Source organism: Terrihalobacillus insolitus, from assembly GCF_028416575.1.
In the GTDB taxonomy this organism is placed as follows: Bacteria; Bacillota; Bacilli; order Bacillales; family Amphibacillaceae; genus Terrihalobacillus; species Terrihalobacillus insolitus.
Genome location: NZ_JAMQKB010000001.1, coordinates 642936 through 664737, shown reverse-complemented (window position 1 = coordinate 664737; position 21802 = coordinate 642936). Strand labels below are relative to the sequence as shown.

General features: G+C 35.3%; 22 protein-coding genes. All 22 read left to right on the top strand.

The window, feature by feature from the left end:
• Nucleotides 1–69: 69 nt before the first annotated feature.
• The 22 genes from NC797_RS03130 to NC797_RS03025 all read left to right on the top strand — a co-directional run bounded on the left by NC797_RS03130 (nt 70) and on the right by NC797_RS03025 (nt 21735).
• Nucleotides 70–294: a DUF1659 domain-containing protein gene (locus NC797_RS03130; protein ID WP_272435193.1), complete on the top strand. Its 225-nt coding sequence runs from the start codon at nt 70–72 to the stop codon at nt 292–294.
• 41 nt (nt 295–335) lie between these two features.
• The gene (locus tag NC797_RS03125) at nt 336–548 is read left to right on the top strand and encodes a DUF2922 domain-containing protein (protein ID WP_272435192.1); all 213 of its coding nucleotides are present in this window, start codon (nt 336–338) and stop codon (nt 546–548) included.
• A gap of 97 nt (nt 549–645) precedes the next feature.
• Nucleotides 646–780, top strand: a complete 135-nt coding sequence (locus NC797_RS03120; protein WP_272435191.1) for a YvrJ family protein — start codon at nt 646–648, stop codon at nt 778–780.
• A gap of 392 nt (nt 781–1172) precedes the next feature.
• Nucleotides 1173–1937 (top strand): YveK family protein, encoded by a 765-nt coding sequence (locus NC797_RS03115; RefSeq protein WP_272435190.1) that lies wholly within the window; start codon nt 1173–1175, stop codon nt 1935–1937.
• Nucleotides 1912–2604, top strand: a complete 693-nt coding sequence (locus tag NC797_RS03110) for a CpsD/CapB family tyrosine-protein kinase (RefSeq protein WP_272435189.1) — start codon at nt 1912–1914, stop codon at nt 2602–2604. The genes NC797_RS03115 and NC797_RS03110 overlap by 26 nt, the downstream gene beginning before the upstream one ends.
• A gap of 212 nt (nt 2605–2816) precedes the next feature.
• Nucleotides 2817–3578, top strand: a complete 762-nt coding sequence (locus tag NC797_RS03105) for a tyrosine-protein phosphatase (RefSeq protein WP_272435188.1) — start codon at nt 2817–2819, stop codon at nt 3576–3578.
• 181 nt (nt 3579–3759) lie between these two features.
• On the top strand, nt 3760–4527 hold the full coding sequence (locus NC797_RS03100; protein WP_272435187.1) for a tyrosine-protein phosphatase: 768 nt from the start codon (nt 3760–3762) through the stop codon (nt 4525–4527).
• A 556-nt stretch (nt 4528–5083) separates the two neighbouring features.
• The gene (locus tag NC797_RS03095; RefSeq protein WP_272435186.1) at nt 5084–6910 is read left to right on the top strand and encodes a polysaccharide biosynthesis protein; all 1827 of its coding nucleotides are present in this window, start codon (nt 5084–5086) and stop codon (nt 6908–6910) included.
• A 59-nt stretch (nt 6911–6969) separates the two neighbouring features.
• Nucleotides 6970–7848, top strand: a complete 879-nt coding sequence (gene galU, locus NC797_RS03090) for a UTP--glucose-1-phosphate uridylyltransferase GalU (RefSeq protein WP_272435185.1) — start codon at nt 6970–6972, stop codon at nt 7846–7848.
• Between the two features lie 268 nt (nt 7849–8116).
• Nucleotides 8117–8551, top strand: a complete 435-nt coding sequence (locus NC797_RS03085; RefSeq protein ID WP_272435184.1) for a type II secretion system protein — start codon at nt 8117–8119, stop codon at nt 8549–8551.
• Nucleotides 8552–9102: 551 nt separating this feature from the next.
• The gene (locus NC797_RS03080; protein ID WP_272435228.1) at nt 9103–10215 is read left to right on the top strand and encodes a DegT/DnrJ/EryC1/StrS family aminotransferase; all 1113 of its coding nucleotides are present in this window, start codon (nt 9103–9105) and stop codon (nt 10213–10215) included.
• Between the two features lie 3 nt (nt 10216–10218).
• A complete protein-coding gene (locus NC797_RS03075) occupies nt 10219–10842 on the top strand; it encodes a sugar transferase (RefSeq protein ID WP_272435183.1) in 624 nt (207 codons plus the stop codon).
• 11 nt (nt 10843–10853) lie between these two features.
• Entirely contained in the window at nt 10854–11606 is a 753-nt protein-coding gene (locus NC797_RS03070; RefSeq protein ID WP_272435182.1) for a methionyl-tRNA formyltransferase, read from the top strand.
• Between the two features lie 51 nt (nt 11607–11657).
• Entirely contained in the window at nt 11658–12605 is a 948-nt protein-coding gene (locus tag NC797_RS03065) for a 1-aminocyclopropane-1-carboxylate deaminase/D-cysteine desulfhydrase (protein ID WP_272435181.1), read from the top strand.
• Nucleotides 12595–13590, top strand: a complete 996-nt coding sequence (locus NC797_RS03060) for an ATP-grasp domain-containing protein (protein WP_272435180.1) — start codon at nt 12595–12597, stop codon at nt 13588–13590. Before NC797_RS03065 ends, NC797_RS03060 begins: the two co-directional genes overlap by 11 nt.
• 21 nt (nt 13591–13611) lie before the next feature.
• Nucleotides 13612–14814 (top strand): glycosyltransferase family 4 protein, encoded by a 1203-nt coding sequence (locus NC797_RS03055; RefSeq protein WP_272435179.1) that lies wholly within the window; start codon nt 13612–13614, stop codon nt 14812–14814.
• Nucleotides 14815–14833: 19 nt separating this feature from the next.
• Nucleotides 14834–15871 (top strand): polysaccharide biosynthesis protein, encoded by a 1038-nt coding sequence (locus tag NC797_RS03050; protein ID WP_272435178.1) that lies wholly within the window; start codon nt 14834–14836, stop codon nt 15869–15871.
• 15 nt (nt 15872–15886) lie between these two features.
• A complete protein-coding gene (locus NC797_RS03045; RefSeq protein ID WP_272435177.1) occupies nt 15887–16996 on the top strand; it encodes a capsular polysaccharide biosynthesis protein CapF in 1110 nt (369 codons plus the stop codon).
• 3 nt (nt 16997–16999) lie between these two features.
• Nucleotides 17000–18127, top strand: a complete 1128-nt coding sequence (wecB, locus tag NC797_RS03040; protein ID WP_272435176.1) for a non-hydrolyzing UDP-N-acetylglucosamine 2-epimerase — start codon at nt 17000–17002, stop codon at nt 18125–18127.
• A 2-nt stretch (nt 18128–18129) separates the two neighbouring features.
• Nucleotides 18130–19209 (top strand): glycosyltransferase, encoded by a 1080-nt coding sequence (locus NC797_RS03035; RefSeq protein ID WP_272435175.1) that lies wholly within the window; start codon nt 18130–18132, stop codon nt 19207–19209.
• A gap of 46 nt (nt 19210–19255) precedes the next feature.
• Nucleotides 19256–20413: a glycosyltransferase family 4 protein gene (locus NC797_RS03030; protein WP_272435174.1), complete on the top strand. Its 1158-nt coding sequence runs from the start codon at nt 19256–19258 to the stop codon at nt 20411–20413.
• Nucleotides 20414–20532: 119 nt separating this feature from the next.
• Nucleotides 20533–21735, top strand: coding sequence for a glycosyltransferase family 4 protein (locus NC797_RS03025; protein ID WP_272435173.1), 1203 nt, complete (start codon nt 20533–20535; stop codon nt 21733–21735).
• Nucleotides 21736–21802: the final 67 nt, after the last annotated feature.

The window sequence follows — 21802 nt, the reverse complement described above, 5'->3', positions numbered from 1 at the left end:
TTAACTTCCCATTATACACACCACCTACCACCGTCCTTTCGATTATAAAAGTGAAAGGGGGTGAGACACATGGCAGTAGAAACAAAGGTAGATTCCAGGTTGCAGCTTGTGTTGCAGGATGGTGTGGATCCAGTGACTGGAAACACAATCCTCAAGACGAAAGCATTTAACAATGTCAAAACAGCAGCAACAGCAACCCAGCTTTTTGCAATTGCTACCGCATTGGTACCATTGCAGCAACGTCCACTTCAGTCTATTGAGCGTGGCGACGGCTCTGTAATCACAGAGGCGTAGGAAGTTAATCAAACGTTTGAACAAGAGGAGGTGTAACGTATATGAAAACCTTGGAGCTTAAATTCCTTAATCAGGACAACAAGACAGTAACCATTTCATTGGACAGTCCAGTAGAACCAGCAGATCCAGTGGCGGTTAACCAAGCAATGGATGCCATCATCACACAAAATGCATTTTTCTCAGCAGGTGGTGACCTTGTTTCCAAAAAACAAGCACGTATCGTAGAGCGGAACGTGTTCGACATCCAATTATAATCCAGCTAGGGAGCGGCGGTATACGCCCTCCCTTTCTTGTTAAATGGGATCGGAACTCAGCTGTTTTTTTGTACTCAATTGAAAGGGGGGAGGCGAGGTGGAACCTTGGATGTCTTTTTTGACGGATGTTGGATTTCCTGCAGCGGTAACGTTTTATTTACTGCACCGTATCGAAGGAAAGCTCAATATTCTTATTGATTCCATTCATGCGTTACCTGATAAACTGAATTGATTCATTAAAGAATTCCAGGCGGTGTTTTCGTCTGGATTTTCTTTACTTGTGTCAAGACCAGCAGTACTCTTCCATCTTTCAAGAAGAGGTGGCATAATGATTGGATAATCGAGGCCTTCTTCTTGACCATCGTCCGTAGTCTGCAACAACTGTTTATATATGTAGTCAAAAAATGGCTGAAATGCTCGAGTCCGCCAAAATATGCTCAACTAGCTGAGCATCAGCAACATGTACCCGCAAGGATAACAGCACCCCCAGAAATGCTCTCCCAAATATTCCTACAAAAGTCATCTGTCACTTGGTGTATTATTATGTTATAATTTCGGTTATGTACTAGAATTTGCTCAAAAATGCAATCAATTTCCCGGAAAAATTATACTAGGGGGACAATCATGGAAGAGACGATATCCTTAAAGGAAATAGTTGAAGTGCTGAAGAAGCGATTACTTCTCATTATCTCGCTCGTCATAGGGGCAGGTCTCATTAGTGCACTTATCACTTATTTTGTTTTAACACCTACCTATGAATCTAGCACACAGTTTATCGTAAACCAAAGCACAGAAATGAGATCAACAGAATTTAATGTGAATGACATCCGAACGAACGTGGAACTAATTAATACGTATAACGTCATTATAAAAAGTCCTCGTATCCTTTCAGAAGTAGCAGAGGAACTAGACTTACCATTAACTTCTGAACAATTGTCAGGGAAAATTCAAGTAGCTAGCGCACAAAATTCGCAGGTGGTAACCGTAACAGCTACGGACATAGACCCAGAAACTGCAACAGCTATTGCCAACACGACAGTGGAAACGTTCCAACGAGAAATTCCGCAGTTAATGAACGTCGATAACGTTAAAATACTATCGGAAGCAGACACACCAGCTGATCCGCAACCAGTTAATCCTAATCCAATGCTGAACATTGCGATTGCGATTGTTGTGGGCGGGATGGTCGGAGTAGGACTGGCCTTCTTATTCGAATACCTAGATAACACAATTAAGTCGGAAGCGGATGTGGAAAAAGAGCTTGAGTTACCTGTGCTTGGAGTCATTTCTCATATCACGGAGGATGACGTGATTACGAGCCAATTCAATCATGCTCAAAAACGTAGGGTAAGGAGTGAACCAAGTGGTCAAACGAAAAAATCCATCTAGAAATAATGTGCGACATTTAATCGCAAAACAAAATCCTAGGTCACCCATTTCCGAACAGTATCGAACAATACGAACAAATCTCCAGTTTTCGTCTGTTGATAATGAAATGAAATCGATACTTATTACTTCCTCGGGACCTGCAGAAGGAAAGTCCTCGACCGTTGGGAACTTAGCAATCGTATTTGCACAACAAGGAAAGAAAGTGCTTTTGATCGATGGTGACTTACGCAAACCTACGTTACATTACACGTTTCGAGTAGATAACAGAAAAGGGCTAAGCAGCGTGTTAATTGGAGAAAATGCACTTGAAGAATCGATCACAGCAAGCGATGTTCCAAACCTTGACCTGCTTAGCTGTGGCCCCATTCCGCCGAACCCGTCTGAACTCTTAGGCTCAAAAGCAATGGAAAAAATGTTGAGCCATGCTTCCGAGCTCTACGATGTCATTTTGATTGACACCCCACCTGTATTGGCTGTTACAGATGCACAAATTTTAGCCAATCTATGTGATGGAGCCCTGTTAGTAGTACGAAGCAAGAAAACGGAAAAGGAAGCGGCTCAAAAAGCTCGTGACCTTTTAATGCCGGCAAAAGCCAAGCTATTAGGAGCCATCCTGAACGACCGCGAACAAAAGCACTCGAGTTATTACTATTACGGAACAAATTAATCCAAAAAAGGATCTCTTTCGCGTCATGAAGGGGATCCTTTTTTTCTGCAAAAAAATAGCCGCCCTTGTCTAAAACTTTTTTCTCTATCCTTTGTTATTTTCCAGAAAACGACAAAACTTCCTATGTAATCTTGGGACTTGCCTTGTTATACTATAACTATCGTCAAAAAGGCCTAGCAAATAGGAAGAAAAAAGAAATGGAGTGGGGACGAATGATAGATATACATACGCATATTTTACCAGGTGTAGATAATGGGGCAAAACATATGGAGGAAAGTATAGCAATCGCCCGGGAATCGGTACGACAGGGGATTGATGTGATCATTGCAGCCCCCCACCATATGAACGGGAAATACCACAATTTTAAGGATCAGACATTAAAGCACGTAGCCCTATTAAATAAGCGAGTGGAAGAAGAGAATATCCCAGTTACGATTATTCCAGGACAATTGACTAAAGTGTATGGTGATATTGGCAAAAGCATTGAGCAGAACCATATATTAGAGCTTAATGAAACAACAGGTTACTTACTTCTTGAATTACCCTCGAGTCACCTCCCACAGTACACAACAAAATTACTGTTTGATCTGCAAATCCAAGGGTTTCGACCAATCATTGCCCATCCAGAGCGGAATCAGCTGTTAATGGAAAACGCCAATGAAGTATATGAACTCGTGAAAAATGGTTCCCTCATGCAACTATCTACAGCGAGTATACTTGGGAAATATGGAAAAAAGGTACGAAGATTTGCGCATCAGTTAATAGAGCATAATTTGGCCCATTTTATTGCGTCGGAGGCATACGATGCGCATGGCGTGGGACTGCAAAAGGCAAGACAGGAGATCAAGAAAGTACACGGAAATGGAAAAGCGAATCAGTTACTAGAAAACGCCCGATTTGCATTGGAAGGTCAACCTGTTATCAGTGAAGAACCAATTAGAATAAAAAAGAAAAAAGTATTAGGCTTATTTTAAATTTTCGAGAAAATAGGAGAATAGACACATATGCAAGCGTTTTTAGTCATATAGTCTATGTTTTTTACCTTAATATGACATGATTCGACATTTTTTACTGTTTTTTTTAGTTCCACCTACTGTTATAATAAGGTTACATTAATGTACTTAGTAGGATAACAGTTTAGTAGGATGTGAGCATGTGATCGATATTCATTGTCATATATTGCCGGCTTTAGACGATGGAGCCAAACATATGGAAGAGAGTATAGCGATGGCGAAAACAGCTGTCTCTCAGGGGATACATACAATTGTTGCAACTCCCCACCATCGAAATGGTAGATATACGAACGTAAAGCTAGACATTGTCGAAAATGTACACTATTTAAATGAAAGGTTACAAGAAGAAGACGTTCCACTTACGATCCTACCAGGACAAGAAACACGTATAAATGGCGACATGATTACCGATATACAACAGGGACATGTATTGCCTCTTAACGAAACAAGCGGCTACCTGTTCATCGAATTGCCTTCTGGACATGTCCCCCGTTATACACGACAATTACTCTTTGATTTACAAGTAGAAGGTTATAAACCTATTATCGTTCACCCTGAAAGAAACGCAGAACTGATAGAAAACCCAGATCAATTGTATGAGTTTGTGAAAAATGGTACGCTAACCCAGATTACAGCGGCTAGTGTCATCGGTAAATTCGGTAAAAAAATCCAGCGATTTAGCCAGCAATTAATCGAATCAAATCTAACACATTTTGTCGCGTCTGACGCACACAACACGACAACACGCGGATTTACAATGCAGGAAGCAAACCAATTTATTGGAGACACCTATGGGAATGAAATGGTGTACTTTTTTATGGAAAATGCTCAGTTTTTGTTGGATGGTGAAGCGGTCGTTGGCGATGTTCCCGAACGAGTGAAGCGGAGGAAGATTCTGGGGCTGTTTTAGGTGGATTTGTCTTGATTTCGTGATGTTTTGACCTCTAGTATGAATCTTATCAGTATTGCAGAATTAATTTGCTGTACCGCTTCCCGTTGTTGGATTTTGTCCGATACAACAGAATCCAGCAAGTGCTTAGCAGTGACAAACTATGCCTATTTCTGACTTCCTACCTCTGGCTTCAGTAAAAACGTATTTTTTCTTTAGGGTGATGCCTCCTAACCCTTACCAATGGAGACACTCGATCACGCTGTGGGTGGAGCAACTGTTCCGAACCTTAGACATTTATTGTCATTAGTGGGGTGTGAGGGTGGGTTAGATGCCCACAACTTTTAAATTAAGTTAATTTATTCTAGATAACTAGTGAAGCGGTATTAGCTGATGGTATCGTTTCACTAGTTATTTATTTGGTCGTTTTGCAGAAATTGTAGATATTTCGAGTAGACTGTAAGCAAAAAAGTTAGTAAATTAGACGATCTTAACGATACAATTTTTGTCAGAAATAAAACAAACCTTCATTTCGGAAAAAAGCTAGATCATATTTACAAGGAAAGGAGTGAAGCAATTGGCTTATCGAACAAGGTTAACTTTTTTAATCTTATTAGATTCCTTAATAGTTAGCACCGCCCTATTCATCGCAGCTTGGGTTGTCTATCCAACTCTTCCTGTTTTCCAGCTAGATGCAATCATTATTAGCGCTATTGCACTTTTAATTTTTCATCATTTATTTGCGGTGATGTATAAGCTTTACAACAAAGTTTGGGCTTATGCGAGTGTTGGGGAATTAACTGCCATTGTTAAAGCGGTCACCTTATCCATAGTCGCAGCAGGGGTGGTTCAATATCTCGTAAATGATTTTTCCATTTACCGCCGTGCACTTGTTGTAACATGGATGTTGCACATCATTTTAATTGGTGGATCGCGTTTTGTGTGGCGTATCTTTCGGGATCGTTACATAGCAAAGGATGTCACACAAAAACGTACCCTTATTGTTGGGGCTGGGGCTGCTGGAGCGATGATTGCACGTCAATTAAAAAATGAACAACAAGGTACAGAACTATATCCTGTTGCGTTTGTAGATGATGATGTTTCGAAACAAAAAATGCAAATCTATAATATTCCAGTTGTTGGTACTGTGGAAGGAATTCCAGATGTTGTGGAAAAGATGCATATCGAACATATTGTAATTGCTATTCCATCTTTACGTAATGGTGAATTAACGGACATTGTATCGATCTGTAATAAAACAAATACAAAAGTACAGATGATCCCCAAAATAGAAGATTTAATGACAGGTAAAGTATCGGTAAACCAGTTAAAAAGTGTGGAAGTGGAAGACTTATTAGGACGGGAACCAGTAGAACTTGATATTAACACGATATCGGAATATGTAACAGATCATACCGTGATGGTTACAGGTGCAGGCGGTTCGATTGGTTCGGAAATATGTCGTCAGCTTATGCGGTTCTCACCTAGGAAGATTGTGCTTGTAGGACATGGAGAATTTAGTATTTATACGATTGATATGGAGCTTCGTGAAAAAAGTGGTGATTCTAACATTGAAATTGTTCCGATCATTGGTGATGTGCAAGATCGAAAACGGATGTTTGATATTGTAGAAAAACATAAACCTACGATTATCTATCATGCTGCAGCACATAAACACGTACCACTAATGGAGTACAACCCACACGAAGCGGTTAAAAATAATGTAATTGGTACAAAAAATGTTGCTCAAGCTGCTGACACATTTGGTGTAAAGACGTTTGTCCTTGTTTCTACAGACAAGGCGGTAAACCCGACCAACGTAATGGGTGCAACAAAGCGCGTTGCGGAAATGGTTATTCAGGATTTATCTCAGCGTAGCAAGACAAAGTTTGTAGCAGTTCGATTTGGTAATGTACTAGGTAGTCGTGGTAGTGTTATTCCATTGTTCAAGAAACAAATTGAAAAAGGTGGACCAGTTACCGTAACCGATCCAGAAATGACACGTTATTTTATGACGATACCGGAAGCTTCTCGTTTAGTAATACAGGCAGGGACGCTTGCAAAAGGTGGAGAGATCTTTGTTCTTGATATGGGCGAGCCTGTCAAGATTGTTGATTTGGCGAAAAATCTTATTAAACTATCCGGTTACAAAGAGGATGAAATATCAATTGAGTTTTCTGGAATTCGACCTGGAGAGAAAATGTATGAAGAACTCTTAGGGGAAAGTGAAGTTCTTCCTGGTGAAGTTTATGAGAAAATTTACGTTGGTCGGACGATTGAGGTAGATCCAGAGGAATTAAATTCCTTGATTGACCAATTTAATAAATTCACACCTGAAGTTTTAAAGGATGAGTTAATGAAGCTTGTTTTTATGGAGCAACGTTTGCTAGCTAAGAAAGCGTAATTTAATTAGCATTTATAGAATACCGTTATTGTTTTGGTTACTATATGGGGGTTATTATTTTGAAATCTGTAAAAAAAGCAATTATCCCGGCTGCGGGTTTAGGTACTAGATTTTTGCCAGCTACAAAAGCAATGCCGAAAGAAATGCTGCCAATTGTAGATAAGCCGACAATTCAATATATCGTAGAAGAAGCAATAGCATCCGGTATTGAGGATATAATTATTGTGACTGGTAAAGGAAAGCGCGCGATTGAAGATCATTTTGACAACAACTTTGAGTTAGAAGATAACTTAATCAAAAAAGAAAAGTTCGAATTACTAGAAAAAGCGAAACAACCAGCTGCAGTGGACATCCACTATATTAGACAAAAAGAACCACTAGGGCTTGGGCATGCTGTTTGGTGTGCACGTAAATTTATTGGTGATGAGCCGTTTGCAGTTTTACTTGGTGATGATATCGTTCAAGCAGAAACACCTTGTTTAAAACAGTTAATCAATCAATATGAAGAAACTGGCGGGTCGGTTATTGGTGTGCAACAGGTACCCTATGAGGAAACACATCGATATGGGATTGTCGATCCAAGCATGCAAGAAGGTAGACGTTATCAGGTAAACGATTTTGTGGAAAAGCCTGAACGGGGTACCGCACCATCCAATTTGGCTATAATGGGTAGGTATTTGTTTACTCCAGCAATCTTCGATTTCTTGGACAGACAAGAAGTTGGAGCTGGGGGAGAGATACAGCTTACAGATGCGATTCAACGGTTGAATGAGGTGCAGAAGGTGTATGCTTATGATTTTGAAGGTAAGAGGTATGATGTCGGGGAGAAGTTAGGATTTATTCGAACTACTATTGAGTTTGCGCTGAAGGATGAAGAGTTAGGGGCACAGGTGGAGGAAATGCTTGTTGGTTTGTTGGGGGAGAAAGTGGAAAGGTGAAGTGGGGATTGAGGTTATGGGTTGGTGTTGGTGTGATGGGTAGGAAATAGTGTAGCTTGCGTGGGAAAGTTTGTTTGATAGTGGGGTTCTTGCGAACCTTTACTTGTAGGGATAGAAAGTGTAGAATTCTTTGTTGTTTTTATAAGTGCATGTGCTTTTAGGTTATCCCTATGGCTACGACTCTGATCACTAACAAGCTTGGCAATTACAGATTAGTTGGGGTAGAAAAACGTCTTAAAGACAAATTTAATTGAAGGCGGAAACTACTATGTGCAAGATTTCTTGTATAAAGAAGATATTGTTCATAACACATAGCATTAAAGATCGGATTAATCCCTTACGAATAAAAAACCTTAATTCGAAAGGCTTCACGTTACTCGAAATTATGGTGGTTCTTGCTATTTTAGGGATATTAGTTGTAATTGTTGTACCTTCGGTTATAGGTACTAAAGAAAAGGCTGAACAAGAAGTTTGCCGTGCAAATCGTGTGCAGTTAGAAAGATGGTATGAGTCATACTTAGTTTCAGAAGGTATCGAACATACAGATGAAATGTTTGTTCAATATTTGCAGGATTATGGTAAAAATATATGTCCTGCTAAAGGTGAGATTCGTTATGTGAATGGGAAGGTTGAGTGTAGTATCCATTCAAGCGACGGGGATGGTAGTAATGAGAATGAGGAAGAAGTTGTTCCGTTTCTTTAATTAGATTGATCGCCTTCACTTGTCAGATTATTAGTCATGTTATATGTGATTTGTAATTATTATACGGTACTGTCTCCTGTACCATTAACATTGGAGGCTCTCGGTTATTCTGTGGGTTGAGAGACCTTAGACACTTGTTGTCAGTAGTGTGGAGTGCGGTGGGGTTAGATGATTTGGAATGGTTTAAAATATTAGCTACTAGTCTGTTTGATAGTAGCTGATTGAATTATGGTGGGGGAGTGACTATCGTAATCAGATAAGGTGCTAGAAACCTTGCGGGATAAGGGTTTTAGGCGTTTTTAGTGAGATTTATAGATTGATTGAATGGTATATATAATAGGAAGAAACTCGGTTTTTAGTGATTATGGAGTGAATGTCTATTTCGTATTTGCTTGGTAGATTGAATAGATATTACGAGGTGGCTATCAGTAGTAGATAACAATTTTAGTGGGTTAGTAGTTGGTTAGAAGGAAGATCTTCTAAATAAGTCCTAATCTACTAAAATATTAACTTAACTAGGGAAGGAAGTCTAGAAAATGGAATCGACAAAAGTGAAAGAAAGAATATTCCTCTCTTCACCACATATGAGTGATGAAGGTTATGAAATGCAATATGTTAAGGAAGCTTTTGATACAAACTGGATTGCTCCCCTTGGTGAAAATGTAAATGGATTTGAAAGAGAGCTTGCTGAGAAGGTTGGTTCTAAAGCTGCTGCAGCACTGTCTTCAGGAACAGCTGCTATTCATCTAGCGCTTAAAGCGGCAGGAGTTGGAGAAGGGGATATTGTATTCTGTCCAACTCTTACTTTCTCTGCTACTACAAATCCAATCATCTACCAAAATGCTATTCCTGTATTTATCGATAGTGATTACGAAACTTGGAATATGAGCCCAAGAGCATTAGAAGAAGCTTTTGAAAAGTATCCAGAAGTAAAGGCAGTACTGGTCGTTCACCTATATGGTTTGTCTGCAGATATGGACAAAATTATGGAGATTTGTAAGAAACATAACGTAGCGGTTATAGAAGATGCTGCTGAGTCTCTAGGTACTTACTATAAAGGTAAGCATACTGGAACTTTCGGTGACTATGGCATCTTCTCTTTTAATGGAAACAAGATCATCACAACTTCCGGGGGTGGAATGCTTGTTTCTAATAATGAAGAAAGAATTGCTAAGGCAAGATTTTGGGCCACTCAATCCCGAGATCAAGCAAGACATTATCAACATAGTGAATTAGGATTTAATTATCGGATGAGTAATGTTGTAGCTGGGATTGGTAGAGGGCAGCTTAAAGTGTTAAATCAAAGAGTTGCCAAGAAGAATTACATTTTTGAGTTTTATAAAAGAGAGCTTGGTGGGCTTGAAGGCATTGAATTCATGCCTAGCAATGAATGGGATGAACCGAATTATTGGTTAAGCTCGATAACATTGTCTGGTAAAGTGAGACCTATTGATATATTTGATGCATTGGAAGCTGAGAATATCGAGTCAAGACCGGTTTGGAAACCGATGCATTTGCAGCCTTTCTTTGAGAAATATGATTTTGTTGGTGAAAGTGTATCGGAAAAATTGTTTGAGAATGGTGTATGTTTGCCGTCTGATACGAAGATGACGGATGAGGATTTGGAAAGAGTCGTTAAGATTATTAAGGAGTTGTGGAGATAAACAATGCGAGTATTAAATTTATTAATCAAACGGATGATTGATTTATTTGGAAGTTTAATAGGTGTAATAATTATTTCCCCAATTCTAGTCATTATAGCACTTTCTATTAAATTGACATCAAAGGGCCCTGTGTTTTTTAAACAAGAACGACTTGGAAAGAATGGTAGAGTCTTTAAAATATTAAAATTTAGAACAATGGTTGTTAATGCTGAAAAAATCGGCTCAGGTTTGTTTGTTAAAACTGAGAGTGATAACCGAATTACAAAAATCGGTAAAGTACTTCGTGCCACAAGCTTGGACGAACTACCCCAACTCTGGAATGTTGTTACTGGAGATATGAGTTTGGTTGGTCCGAGACCTCCTGTACCACATCATCCATATAAATATGAGGGTTATAGCGATTTTCAGCGAAAACGTTTCGTAATGAAACCAGGTATGACCGGATTAACACAGGTTACCGTTAGAAATTCTGTATCATGGGATGAAAGAATTCCGATTGATGTTGAGTATATTGAAAAGTTTAATATTTGGTTAGACATTAAGATTCTTTTTAAGACACTGCAGAAGCTATTTAAAAGTGAAAGTATTTATATACAAGCGGAGAACAAAAACAGTAGAAAGGTATAAGAGGTGAGCTTATGAAGAGGGTTGTATTCTTTGGTTCAATTGGCTTGGCAAGAAAATGCTTAGAGGAAATTGTGACTGGACAAGATATTGAGTTACTAGGCGTTTGTTGTAGTCCAATAATATCTGGTTGGAGAGAAGATGAATCAGTTTATTCCTATTGCGAGAGTAATAATATACCAATATTAACTTTCGATGAGGTTGAGGATCTTTCACCTGATATTGGTTTTTCTGTTAGGTATGACAAGATTATACCTGAAAAAGTAATCTATTCTTTTAAACAAGGGATTTTTAATACGCACGGTGGTATTCTACCTGAGTATAGAGGATCTTACTGCAACATAAATGCTCTTATTAATAATGAAGAGGAGTATGGAGTTACTTTACATTACATTTCAAAGGGTGTAGATGTTGGTGATGTAGTAGCTATTAAAAAAGTAAAGATAACCGAAGACGATACTGGGTTTACTCTTTACAAAAAAAGTGAGCAACTTTGTTATGATGTTTTAAGAGAGAATATACAAGATATAGTAAATGATACTAACAAGAGGATTCCACAGGAAGATTTAATCCAGTCTGGCCATAGTTTTGGTACTTATTATGCAAAGAGTACATTAGAGAAAAAATCAATTGGTTTAGAAAACCTTAAAAATAGTATGAATATAGTAAGAGCTTTCGATTCCCCATATCATGAACCTGCATACACAGAAGTGGAAGGAAAGAAGATCTATCTGCGTGTAAGTTATGGTTCATCAGAAAAGCAATAACTAATACAAAGATTGATAGGAAAAATCAATTGGAATTAAGGAAGATATAAAATGACTAATCATTTCGAAGCTTCACCAATTCATAAGATGACAGAAAGTCTAAATAATAACACATTTTATATAAAACGTGATGATCTTATTCCAATTTCTTTTGGAGGGAATAAAGCGAGAAAAGCAGTTCTTTTCTTTGAAGACCTGATAAAGGGAAAATTTGATTCCATTGTAACTTATGGGAGTAGTAGTTCAAATCATTGTAGGATTATAGCAAATATCGCAGCGGCAAAAGGTATCCCTTGTCATATAATTTCACCTAGTGGATCTAATCAATCAACAGCAAATAGTAAACTGGTTGAACTGTTCGGTTCTATCGTTACGCTATGTCCAGTTTCTGAAGTAGGTATTACTATAAAAAGAAAATTGGATGAACTAAAAATACAAGGATATAACCCCTATTTTATTCAAGGTGGGGGTCATGGTGATATAGGGACACATGCTTATGTTAATGCCTATCATGAGATATTGGGTTACGAAAACTCATTTGGCATTCATTTTGATTATATTTTTCATACGTCTGGTACTGGAACCACACAAGCTGGACTTGTATGTGGAAAATTATTAAACGCTGATGAAAGAGAAATTGTTGGAATAAGTAATGCGCGTAAAAATCCTTATGGTCGGCAAGTTATTTTAGATAGCGTAAATAGTTATTTAATGAATTTGCATAAAAAGAAGTCAATAGCTACTGAAGAAATAAAGTTTATAGATGATTATATACTTGAAGGTTACGGTTCTTATAATAATAAAGTACTACAGACAATTAATGAAGTTTTAATAAATGATGGTATCCCATTAGATACAACATACACTGGTAAGGCCTTTTGGGGTATGAAAGAGTATATTAAAAAGAATAATATTACGGATAAAAGGATTCTATTTATTCATACGGGTGGGACACCATTGTTTTTTGATAATTTGGAGGATCTTAAGAATGAGCGATGATTTAAACATACTAATATTAAGCTGTGGAACAAGAAATAAGATTGTGCAGTATTTTAAAAAAGAGTTGGATGGTAGAGGTCTTGTAATAGCAACAGACTGCAGTGATTTGGCCCCTGCTTTATATGAAGCCGATGATTATTATATTGTACCTAGAATGGAAGAAGAGGGATATTTAGATGCCATTCTTTCAATATGTAAACAAAATAATATAAAAGCAATTTTATCTTTGATAGATCCAGAACTTAGTTTTCTTGCAGAACACCAACAAGTATTTTTAGATATTGGTAGTGTACCCATTATCTCAGATTCAGATGTTGTTGAAATGTGTTTTGATAAATATAAGATGTTTGAATTTTTGACTCGTAATGACTTCAAAACTATTAATAGTTATATAGATAAAGAACAGTTTTATAGTGATGTGGAAGCTGGAGTCATTAAATACCCAGTGTTTGTGAAGCCCGTAAGAGGCAGTGCAAGTATCAATATAAGCAAAGTAACATCCAAAGAAGAGATTGAATTGTTATTTTCAAGGTTTGACAACCTTATGATTCAGGAATTCATGGATGGGACAGAGTATGGTGCTGATGTTTATACTGACATGATTTCTAAAGAACCGGTGGCGATATTTATAAAAGAAAAGATTAAGATGAGGGCTGGTGAAACTGACAAGTCTGTTTCAGTTAAGGATAACCAACTGTTTGAATTAATAAAGAATTTTGTGAAAAATTCAGGTTTTAAAGGAATAATAGATATTGATATATTTAAAGTTAATGGTGAATATTACATTTCTGAAGTGAATCCTCGATTTGGTGGTGGATATCCACATGCCTATGAGAGTGGAGTTAATGTTCCTGAGATGATTATTAATAATATAAATGGAAATCCAAATGATGACGCAATTGGTCATTATGAAGACGGGGTTTGTATGATGAAATTTAATGAAATAAAAATCCTAAAATCTGTAGAAAATGCTTTTTCAAAGTAATGGATTGGTAAGGGTGAGAGAATGAATATATTGTTTTTGTCAATTGGTCGGTTAAATAATATAGATGATAGAGGAATTTATACTGATCTGTTAAGACAGTTTAGAGATGAGGGGCATGATGTATATGCTGTTAGCCCAAGAGAAAAGAGACTAAATAGACCGACCGAATACATTTATGAAAATGGAGTACAGTTTCTTAGAGTAAGAATTGGGAATATAACCAAAACTAATGTTATTGAAAAGGGTATATCAACATTAAAGATAGAAAGCTTATTTTTGAAAGCCATCAAGAAATATTTGAAGGGCATAAAATTTGATTTAGTAATTTATTCAACTCCACCAATAACTTTCGAAAAAGTAATTAATTATGTTAAAAAAAAGGATAATGCAAAGTCTTATCTTTTGTTAAAGGACATTTTTCCTCAAAATGCTGTTGATTTAAATATGTTTAGTAAAAGTAGTCTAATATATAAATATTTTAGGTTTAAAGAAAAGCAGTTATATGCTCAATCAGACTTCATCGGATGTATGTCACAGGCGAATGTTGATTTTGTAATAAGAAATAATATGGAAGTTTCTCCCGATATAGTAGAGGTCTGTCCAAATAGCATTGATCCTCTAAAAGTAAAGAAGGATGAAAACAAAGTTAGGGAAATACGGGAAAAGTACAATATACCTCTTAACAAAACGGTATTTGTATATGGAGGTAATCTTGGAAAACCCCAAGGTATTGACTTTTTAATTGATTGTTTAAAGGCCAATACAGAAAATGAACAAATTTATTTTGTTATAGCTGGTTCAGGTACAGAGTTTAATAAACTGAAAGTATTTTTTGAAAGTGGAAAGGTGACCAATGCACAGTTATTTGCACAACTACCTAAAGAGGATTATGAAATTTTAGTGAATTCATGTGATGTAGGATTGATCTTCCTTGATAAACGCTTTACTATACCAAATTTCCCTTCCAGACTTCTTTCCTATATGCAGGCTTCAATGCCTGTTTTGGCAGCAACAGATCTTAACTCTGATATCGGAAAGGTAATAGAACAAGGACAATTTGGTTTTTGGTGCCAGAGTAGTGATGTTGAGCATTTTAATCAAAAATTACCAAAGCTGTGTGATAAAGAATTAATAAAAAAAATGGGTGAAAACGCAAGGGAATATTTAGAACAAAATTATACTGTGAAGCAATCATACGACATTATAATGAGTCATTTTAAATAATTTGAAAAGAGGTATTCATATGTTCAAAGATAAAACTTTATTGATAACAGGTGGTACAGGCTCTTTCGGTAATGCTGTGATGGAAAGATTCCTAGAGACCGATATAAAAGAAATTCGCATTTTTTCTAGAGATGAGAAAAAACAAGATGATATGAGAAAACATTACAAAAATGAAAAGTTAAAGTTTTATATTGGTGATGTTAGAGATATAGCCAGTGTAAAAAATGCAATGCATGGGGTAGATTATATCTTTCATGCAGCAGCATTAAAGCAAGTTCCATCTTGTGAGTTTTTCCCTCTTGAAGCTGTAAAAACTAATGTTAATGGTACAGACAACGTATTAACAGCAGCTATTGAGTATAGTGTGAAAAAAGTAATTTGCCTTTCCACAGATAAAGCGGCTTATCCAATTAATGCAATGGGGATATCAAAAGCTATGATGGAAAAAGTATTTGTTGCTAAATCAAAAACTGTTGACCCAGATAGAACTCTAATTTGTGGAACTAGATATGGGAATGTAATGGCCTCTCGTGGTTCGGTTATTCCTTTATTTATTGAACAAATTAAAAACGGTCAGCCAATAACTGTTACAGATCCAAATATGACAAGATTCCTTATGAGCTTAGAAGAAGCGGTGGAGTTAGTACTATTTGCATTTCAAAATGCTGAGGCAGGAGATATTATGGTTCAAAAATCCCCTGCTAGTACAATTGGGGACCTTGCTCAAGCTATTAAAGAATTATTTAGTGCGGATAATGAAATAAAAATTATTGGAACCCGTCATGGAGAAAAACGTTATGAAACACTCCTTACGAAAGAGGAATATGTAAAGGCAGAAGACTTGCCTGGTTTCTATAGAGTTCCTGCTGATCAAAGGGATCTCAACTATGACAAGTATTTTGCGGAAGGAGATCAACAGCTAACTACTATTGAAGAATATAATTCGGATAATACACAAATTCTTAGTGTTGAGCAAATTAAAGAAAAATTATTGGAATTAAACTATGTTCAAAATGAGCTTAAGGAATGGAATGAAAAGGTTCATGTAATAAATTAAAGGTGGTATTAACACATGAAAATTCTTGTAACAGGCGCAAAGGGTTTTGTAGGAAAAAATCTTATCGCTGAACTTAAAAACAAGGGATATAATGATATCTTTGAGTTTACAAGGGAAAGTGATCCTTCGCTACTTGAGAAATATACCAAAGAATGTAATTTTGTCTTCCATTTAGCTGGGATAAACAGACCCCAAAATGAAAATGAATTTATGGAAGGTAATTTTGGTTTTACTTCTCGATTGTTAGAACTATTGAAAAAATATAGAAATAATGCTCCCATTCTTATTACTTCTTCGATACAAGCAGAAAAAGATAACCCTTATGGAAGAAGTAAGAAGGCTGGTGAGGATTTATTATTCAATCACTATTTTGAAACTGATGCAAAAGTTTATGTATATCGACTTCCTAACTTATTTGGAAAGTGGAGTAAACCTAACTATAATACTGTGGTGGCTACATTTTGCCATAATATAGCTAGAGATTTAGATATTCAAATAAACAATCCAGATTTAGAACTTAAACTTTGTTATATAGATGATGTATTGGAAGAGTTTTTAAGTGCTTTAGAGGGAAAACCCACAGTGCATGAAGATTTCTGTATTGTGCCTATAACACATAATATTAAACTTGGGGATCTAGCTGAACTAATAAAGAGCTTTAAAGAAAGTAGAACAAATTTAAGTATTCTAAATATGGAAGATGAATTAACAAAGAAGCTTTATAGTACTTATTTAAGCTTTTTACCTGAAGATCAGTTTTCATATGACCTTAAAATGAATTGTGATCATAGAGGCTCTTTTACAGAATTTATGAGAACACCTGAAAGAGGACAAGTTTCTGTAAATGTATCAAAACCAGGAATAACAAAAGGAAACCATTGGCATCATACTAAAAATGAGAAATTTTTAGTAGTAAGCGGAGAAGGCTTAATTCGCTTTAGAAAGATAGATTCTGAAGAAATTATTGAATATAGAGTAAGTGGTGAAAAGTTGCAGGTTGTAGATATTCCTACCGGTTATACACATTCCATTGTAAACGTTGGCGAAAGTGATCTCGTAACCGTAATGTGGGCAAATGAATGTTTTGACCCGGAAAAGCCGGACACTTATTTTGTGGAGGTATAATTTATGAAGAGATTAAAAGTAATGACAGTTGTGGGTACAAGACCGGAGATTATTAGACTATCAGCTGTTATTAATAAGTTAGAAGAATCAAACGCAATTGAACATACACTTGTTCATACTGGGCAAAATTATGATTATGAATTAAACGAAGTGTTCTTTAAAGATTTTAATTTGAAAAAACCAGACTATTTTCTTAATGCCGCTACAGGGACTGCAGTGGAGACAATTGGAAATATACTAGTTAAGATAGATCCTATTATGGAAAAAGTAAAGCCAGATGCATTTTTAGTGCTAGGAGATACAAATAGTTGTTTATGTGCTATTGCTGCCAAAAGGCGTCATATTCCTATTTTCCATATGGAAGCAGGAAATAGATGTTTTGATCAAAGAGTGCCTGAAGAAACGAATAGAAAAATTGTCGATCACACAGCTGATATTAATTTAACATACAGTAACATTGCACGAGAGTATCTTCTTAGAGAAGGTGTTCCTTCAGATAGAATTATTAAAACTGGAAGCCCTATGTTTGAAGTTCTAAATTCAAGAAAAGCTGAAATAGAAAATTCAGATGTATTAGAAAGGTTCGAATTAGAAGAGGGAAACTACTTTGTGGTATCAGCCCATAGAGAAGAGAATATCAATTCAGAAGTTAATTTCTTAGATTTAGTAGATAGTTTAAATGCCGTTGCAGAGAAATATAATATGCCAGTGATTGTGAGTACTCACCCAAGAACAAGAAAAATGATTGAGGTTAAAGAGACAAAATTCAATCCTTTAGTGAAAACTATGAAACCATTAGGATTTAACGATTATGTGAAACTCCAAATAAAGGCTAAAGCAGTTCTAAGTGATAGTGGAACAATTAGTGAGGAGTCATCTATTCTTGGGTTTAGAGCTATAAATATCAGACAAGCACATGAAAGGCCAGAAGCGATGGAAGAAGCTTCAGTTATGTTGGTTGGGTTAAAGAGAGAAAGAGTATTACAAGGACTGGAGGTACTGGAGACACAAGAAAAAACTACCTTAAGGCGTGTTAGTGATTATAGTATGCCAAATGTGTCGGACAAGGTATTACGGATAATATTATCATATACAGATTATGTGAATAGGGTTGTTTGGGAGAGAATGTAATAATGAAAATAATGGTATTTGATGTTCCGGCTGAGAACGGAGGGGCCTTATCAATATTAGATGAGTTCTACAATGAAGTAAGAAATTATAAAGATAAGAACATTCAATGGATTTTTGTACTGAGTAAGCCTGAATTTCAAGAGACGGCGAACATCAAAGTTCTTAGGTTTCCTTGGTTAAAAAAAAGCTGGTTACATAGGCTTTTTTTTGATCATTTTTTTGCACAATACATTGTAAAAAAATATCAACCGGATAAAGTTTTTTCTCTTCAAAACTTAAAAATCCCAAGAATTAACATCGAACAAATTATATATGTTCATCAATCTCTACCATTTATAGATTATAAATTTAGCTTTAAAGAAAATAAACTTTTTTGGTTTTATCAAAATATATTAAGTAATGCAATATATAAATCTATAAAAAAATCTAAGAAGGTTATTGTACAGTCAGACTGGTTTAAGAAGGCTTGTATTGAGAAATGCAGTATAAGTAAAGAAAAAATAAAAGTAGTACCCCCTCGAATTAATGTGAATATACAGAAATACTTTAAACCTGATAATGAAACTTTATCTACATTTTTTTATCCTGCTGGTGCAAGTTATTATAAGAATCATCGGTTAATAGTTGAGGCGTGCGAAAAATTAAAGAATAAAAACATGCATGGCTATAAAGTAATTATCACAATAAAAGGAAATGAAAATGATCATATTTCGGATTTATATAAAAGAGTTCAAGAGAAGAATTTACCAATATATTTTATTGGAAGCATTGGTCGAGAAGATGTATTCAATTATTATTCTAAGTCCGTTCTCGTATTCCCTTCATATATCGAAACTTATGGTTTGCCCATACAAGAATGTAAAATACACAGAGGTATGATATTGGCATCCGATACTCCTTTTTCACATGAAATATTGGATGGTTATTCTAATGCATATTTTTTTAATAGCTTTGATAGTGAATCATTGGCAAAATTAATGGAGAATGTATATGGGGAGAGACTGGAATATTTAGAAGATATAAATTTAAAGAGTAATGACGTAATGGAAATAATGAGTTTAGCAGAAGAAATTGTTAGCTAAATTTAAGCTAGTGTTGGATTATTTTAATAACTAGGAAGTGTTTTTTATGAAGATTACTCATATCTGCTTATGTGGTCCTGTTACCGATGGATGGACATATCAAGATAATCTGTTACCAAAATACCATAAGAAACTAGGATACGAAACAAGTGTTATTACATCACAGTATATATGGAATCAAAATAACAGTTTGGAAATAAATTATCGTACCGATTATTATAATGATTATGGTGTTAAGATGATCAGAATTAAAAATAAATTTAGTACCAATATTAATTCTAAGTTTAAAGTATATAAAGATTTATATCAAACTTTAGAAAATGAAAATCCTGATATTTTATTTGTTCATGGTGTCCAGTTTTTAGATATTATTAATATTGTCAAATATCTAAAAAAGCATCCTAATGTCATTACTTATGTCGATAATCATGCTGATTTCTCAAATAGTGCTCAAAACTGGTTTTCAAAATACTTTTTGCATGGGTTTATTTGGAAAAAGTGCGCACAAATGATTGAACCTTACACCCAAAAAATTTATGGAGTTCTTCCGGCAAGAGTTTCTTTTCTAAAAGAAGTTTATAATTTGCCTAAACATAAAATTGAATTATTAGTGATGGGTGTTGATGATGAAAAAGTTCAAGCAATGAAGAACGAAGAAAATAAATCATTGATTCGCGAACAATATCAAATAAGTAACGATGATTTTTTGATTATTACAGGAGGAAAAATTGATAATGCCAAGAAGCAAACATTATTACTAATGGAAGCTGTGAAGAGTATAGCTCATCCAAATATTAAGCTTATTGTTTTTGGCTCAGTAGTAGAGGATTTAAAAAAAGAAGTAACAGCACTTAGTGATGGTGAAAAGATAAAATATATAGGATGGGTTCCTGGAGAAGAAAGCTACAAGTATTTTTCTTCGGCAGACTTAGTGATTTTTCCTGGGCGACATTCTGTTTTTTGGGAGCAGGTAGTTGGTCTAGGCATCCCAATGTTTGTAAAGTATTGGGATGGTACAACTCATGTAGATTTGGGTGGTAATTGCAAATTCTTGTATGAAGATTCAGTGGATGAAATTAAACGAAATATAATGGATGTAATAAATAATGAGAATACCTATAAACAAATGAAAAAGGTTTCAGAAACCGAGGGAATGAAGCATTATTCTTACTATGAAATCGCTAAGAAAAGTATAGGGATATGATAATAGAAGATGTGGTCTGATAAATAAAATGTTATTTTAAATGTACTAATGGCGGGATGAAATGCTTTGGTACCAGTATAATTATAATATAGCCGTTTGTAGTAATCAGGAGTGACAAAATGAAAATATTATATGTGTCAACATTATGTTCTGATGAAAAATTCAGTACTATTTTTGAAAAAAGCAACCGAAAACCGCAACAACAAGCTCAAAAATTCCACAAATTGCTTAGCAAGGGACTTTTGATGTTAGGAAATACTATACAAGTAATTTCTAGACCACCAACCAATGAAAAATTAGGTGAATTTAAAAAGACTGAGGATTATAAGAAGATAAAATTCTACTACGTGTCTGTTTTGAAGAATCCTCTATTAAGGAATATTTCAATATTTTTTGAAACTCTAATTAATGCATTTAAATGGAATTTACAAAACCGAAAAGAAGAAAAATTCATTATTTGTGATGTCTTAAATTTATCGATATCATCTGCTGCTCTTTTGTCATCTAAAATATTTGGGACTACAACAGTAGCAATTGTTACAGATGTACCAAACTATATGGACGATTACGCACAATTCAAAAAAAAATCTTTATTAAAGAGGGTCAAATTAAAAATAAATAAATCTATCGTTAATTTTTTTATGTATAGGTACGATCGATATGTGATCCTTACAGAACAAATGAATAAAATAGTTAATCCAAATTGCAGACCGTATGTAGTAGTAGAAGGTATGGTAGACTGTGACATGGAAGGTGTGCCAAATTCCTTTGATAATAAATATTCAGAAAAAGTAATAATTTATGCGGGTGCTCTTAAAAAGAAATACGGTTTAGATAAGTTAATTAAAGCATTTATGAAATTAAATGATAAAAATGCTAGATTGTGGTTATTTGGATATGGTGATATGGAAAGTGACATAAAACATTACGAATTAGAAGATAATAGGATTAAATTTCATGGGGTTGTCCCAAATAATAGAGTTGTAAATGAACAAATAAAAGCAACTTTATTAGTAAATCCACGGCCTTCGAGTGAAGAATTTACAAAATACTCTTTTCCATCTAAAAACATGGAGTATATGGTTTCAGGTACCCCTGTTATCACAACTCCACTTCAAGGGATGCCCAAAGTATATAATGAATATGTTTATTTATTTGAGGATGAAACAATTGACGGAATGGCAAATACTCTTAATAAGATTTTAAAGAAAAGTCGGAAAGATTTACATTGTGTAGGGCTAAATTCTAAAGAATTTGTTTCTAAGGAAAAAAATAACATCATGCAGGCGAGGAAAATAATGGAACTAGAAAGGGAGGATTAAGTAATAGTACCTAAGTAAAGTTAAAAACTTCTACTCTTATAAAATGGAATTTAAATAAATAGATGTT

What these genes read in the sequence shown, in the direction of transcription:
- NC797_RS03070 (WP_272435182.1), top strand. Translation starts at nt 10,854, where the DNA reads ATGAAGAGGGTTGTATTCTTTGGTTCAATTGGCTTGGCAAGAAAATGC.
- NC797_RS03085 (WP_272435184.1), top strand. Translation starts at nt 8,117, where the DNA reads ATGTGCAAGATTTCTTGTATAAAGAAGATATTGTTCATAACACATAGC.
- NC797_RS03030 (WP_272435174.1), top strand. Translation starts at nt 19,256, where the DNA reads ATGAAGATTACTCATATCTGCTTATGTGGTCCTGTTACCGATGGATGG.
- NC797_RS03130 (WP_272435193.1), top strand. Translation starts at nt 70, where the DNA reads ATGGCAGTAGAAACAAAGGTAGATTCCAGGTTGCAGCTTGTGTTGCAG.
- NC797_RS03065 (WP_272435181.1), top strand. Translation starts at nt 11,658, where the DNA reads ATGACTAATCATTTCGAAGCTTCACCAATTCATAAGATGACAGAAAGT.
- NC797_RS03115 (WP_272435190.1), top strand. Translation starts at nt 1,173, where the DNA reads ATGGAAGAGACGATATCCTTAAAGGAAATAGTTGAAGTGCTGAAGAAG.
- NC797_RS03125 (WP_272435192.1), top strand. Translation starts at nt 336, where the DNA reads ATGAAAACCTTGGAGCTTAAATTCCTTAATCAGGACAACAAGACAGTA.
- NC797_RS03055 (WP_272435179.1), top strand. Translation starts at nt 13,612, where the DNA reads ATGAATATATTGTTTTTGTCAATTGGTCGGTTAAATAATATAGATGAT.
- NC797_RS03075 (WP_272435183.1), top strand. Translation starts at nt 10,219, where the DNA reads ATGCGAGTATTAAATTTATTAATCAAACGGATGATTGATTTATTTGGA.
- wecB (WP_272435176.1), top strand. Translation starts at nt 17,000, where the DNA reads ATGAAGAGATTAAAAGTAATGACAGTTGTGGGTACAAGACCGGAGATT.
- NC797_RS03035 (WP_272435175.1), top strand. Translation starts at nt 18,130, where the DNA reads ATGAAAATAATGGTATTTGATGTTCCGGCTGAGAACGGAGGGGCCTTA.
- NC797_RS03060 (WP_272435180.1), top strand. Translation starts at nt 12,595, where the DNA reads ATGAGCGATGATTTAAACATACTAATATTAAGCTGTGGAACAAGAAAT.
- NC797_RS03105 (WP_272435188.1), top strand. Translation starts at nt 2,817, where the DNA reads ATGATAGATATACATACGCATATTTTACCAGGTGTAGATAATGGGGCA.
- NC797_RS03025 (WP_272435173.1), top strand. Translation starts at nt 20,533, where the DNA reads ATGAAAATATTATATGTGTCAACATTATGTTCTGATGAAAAATTCAGT.
- NC797_RS03050 (WP_272435178.1), top strand. Translation starts at nt 14,834, where the DNA reads ATGTTCAAAGATAAAACTTTATTGATAACAGGTGGTACAGGCTCTTTC.
- NC797_RS03045 (WP_272435177.1), top strand. Translation starts at nt 15,887, where the DNA reads ATGAAAATTCTTGTAACAGGCGCAAAGGGTTTTGTAGGAAAAAATCTT.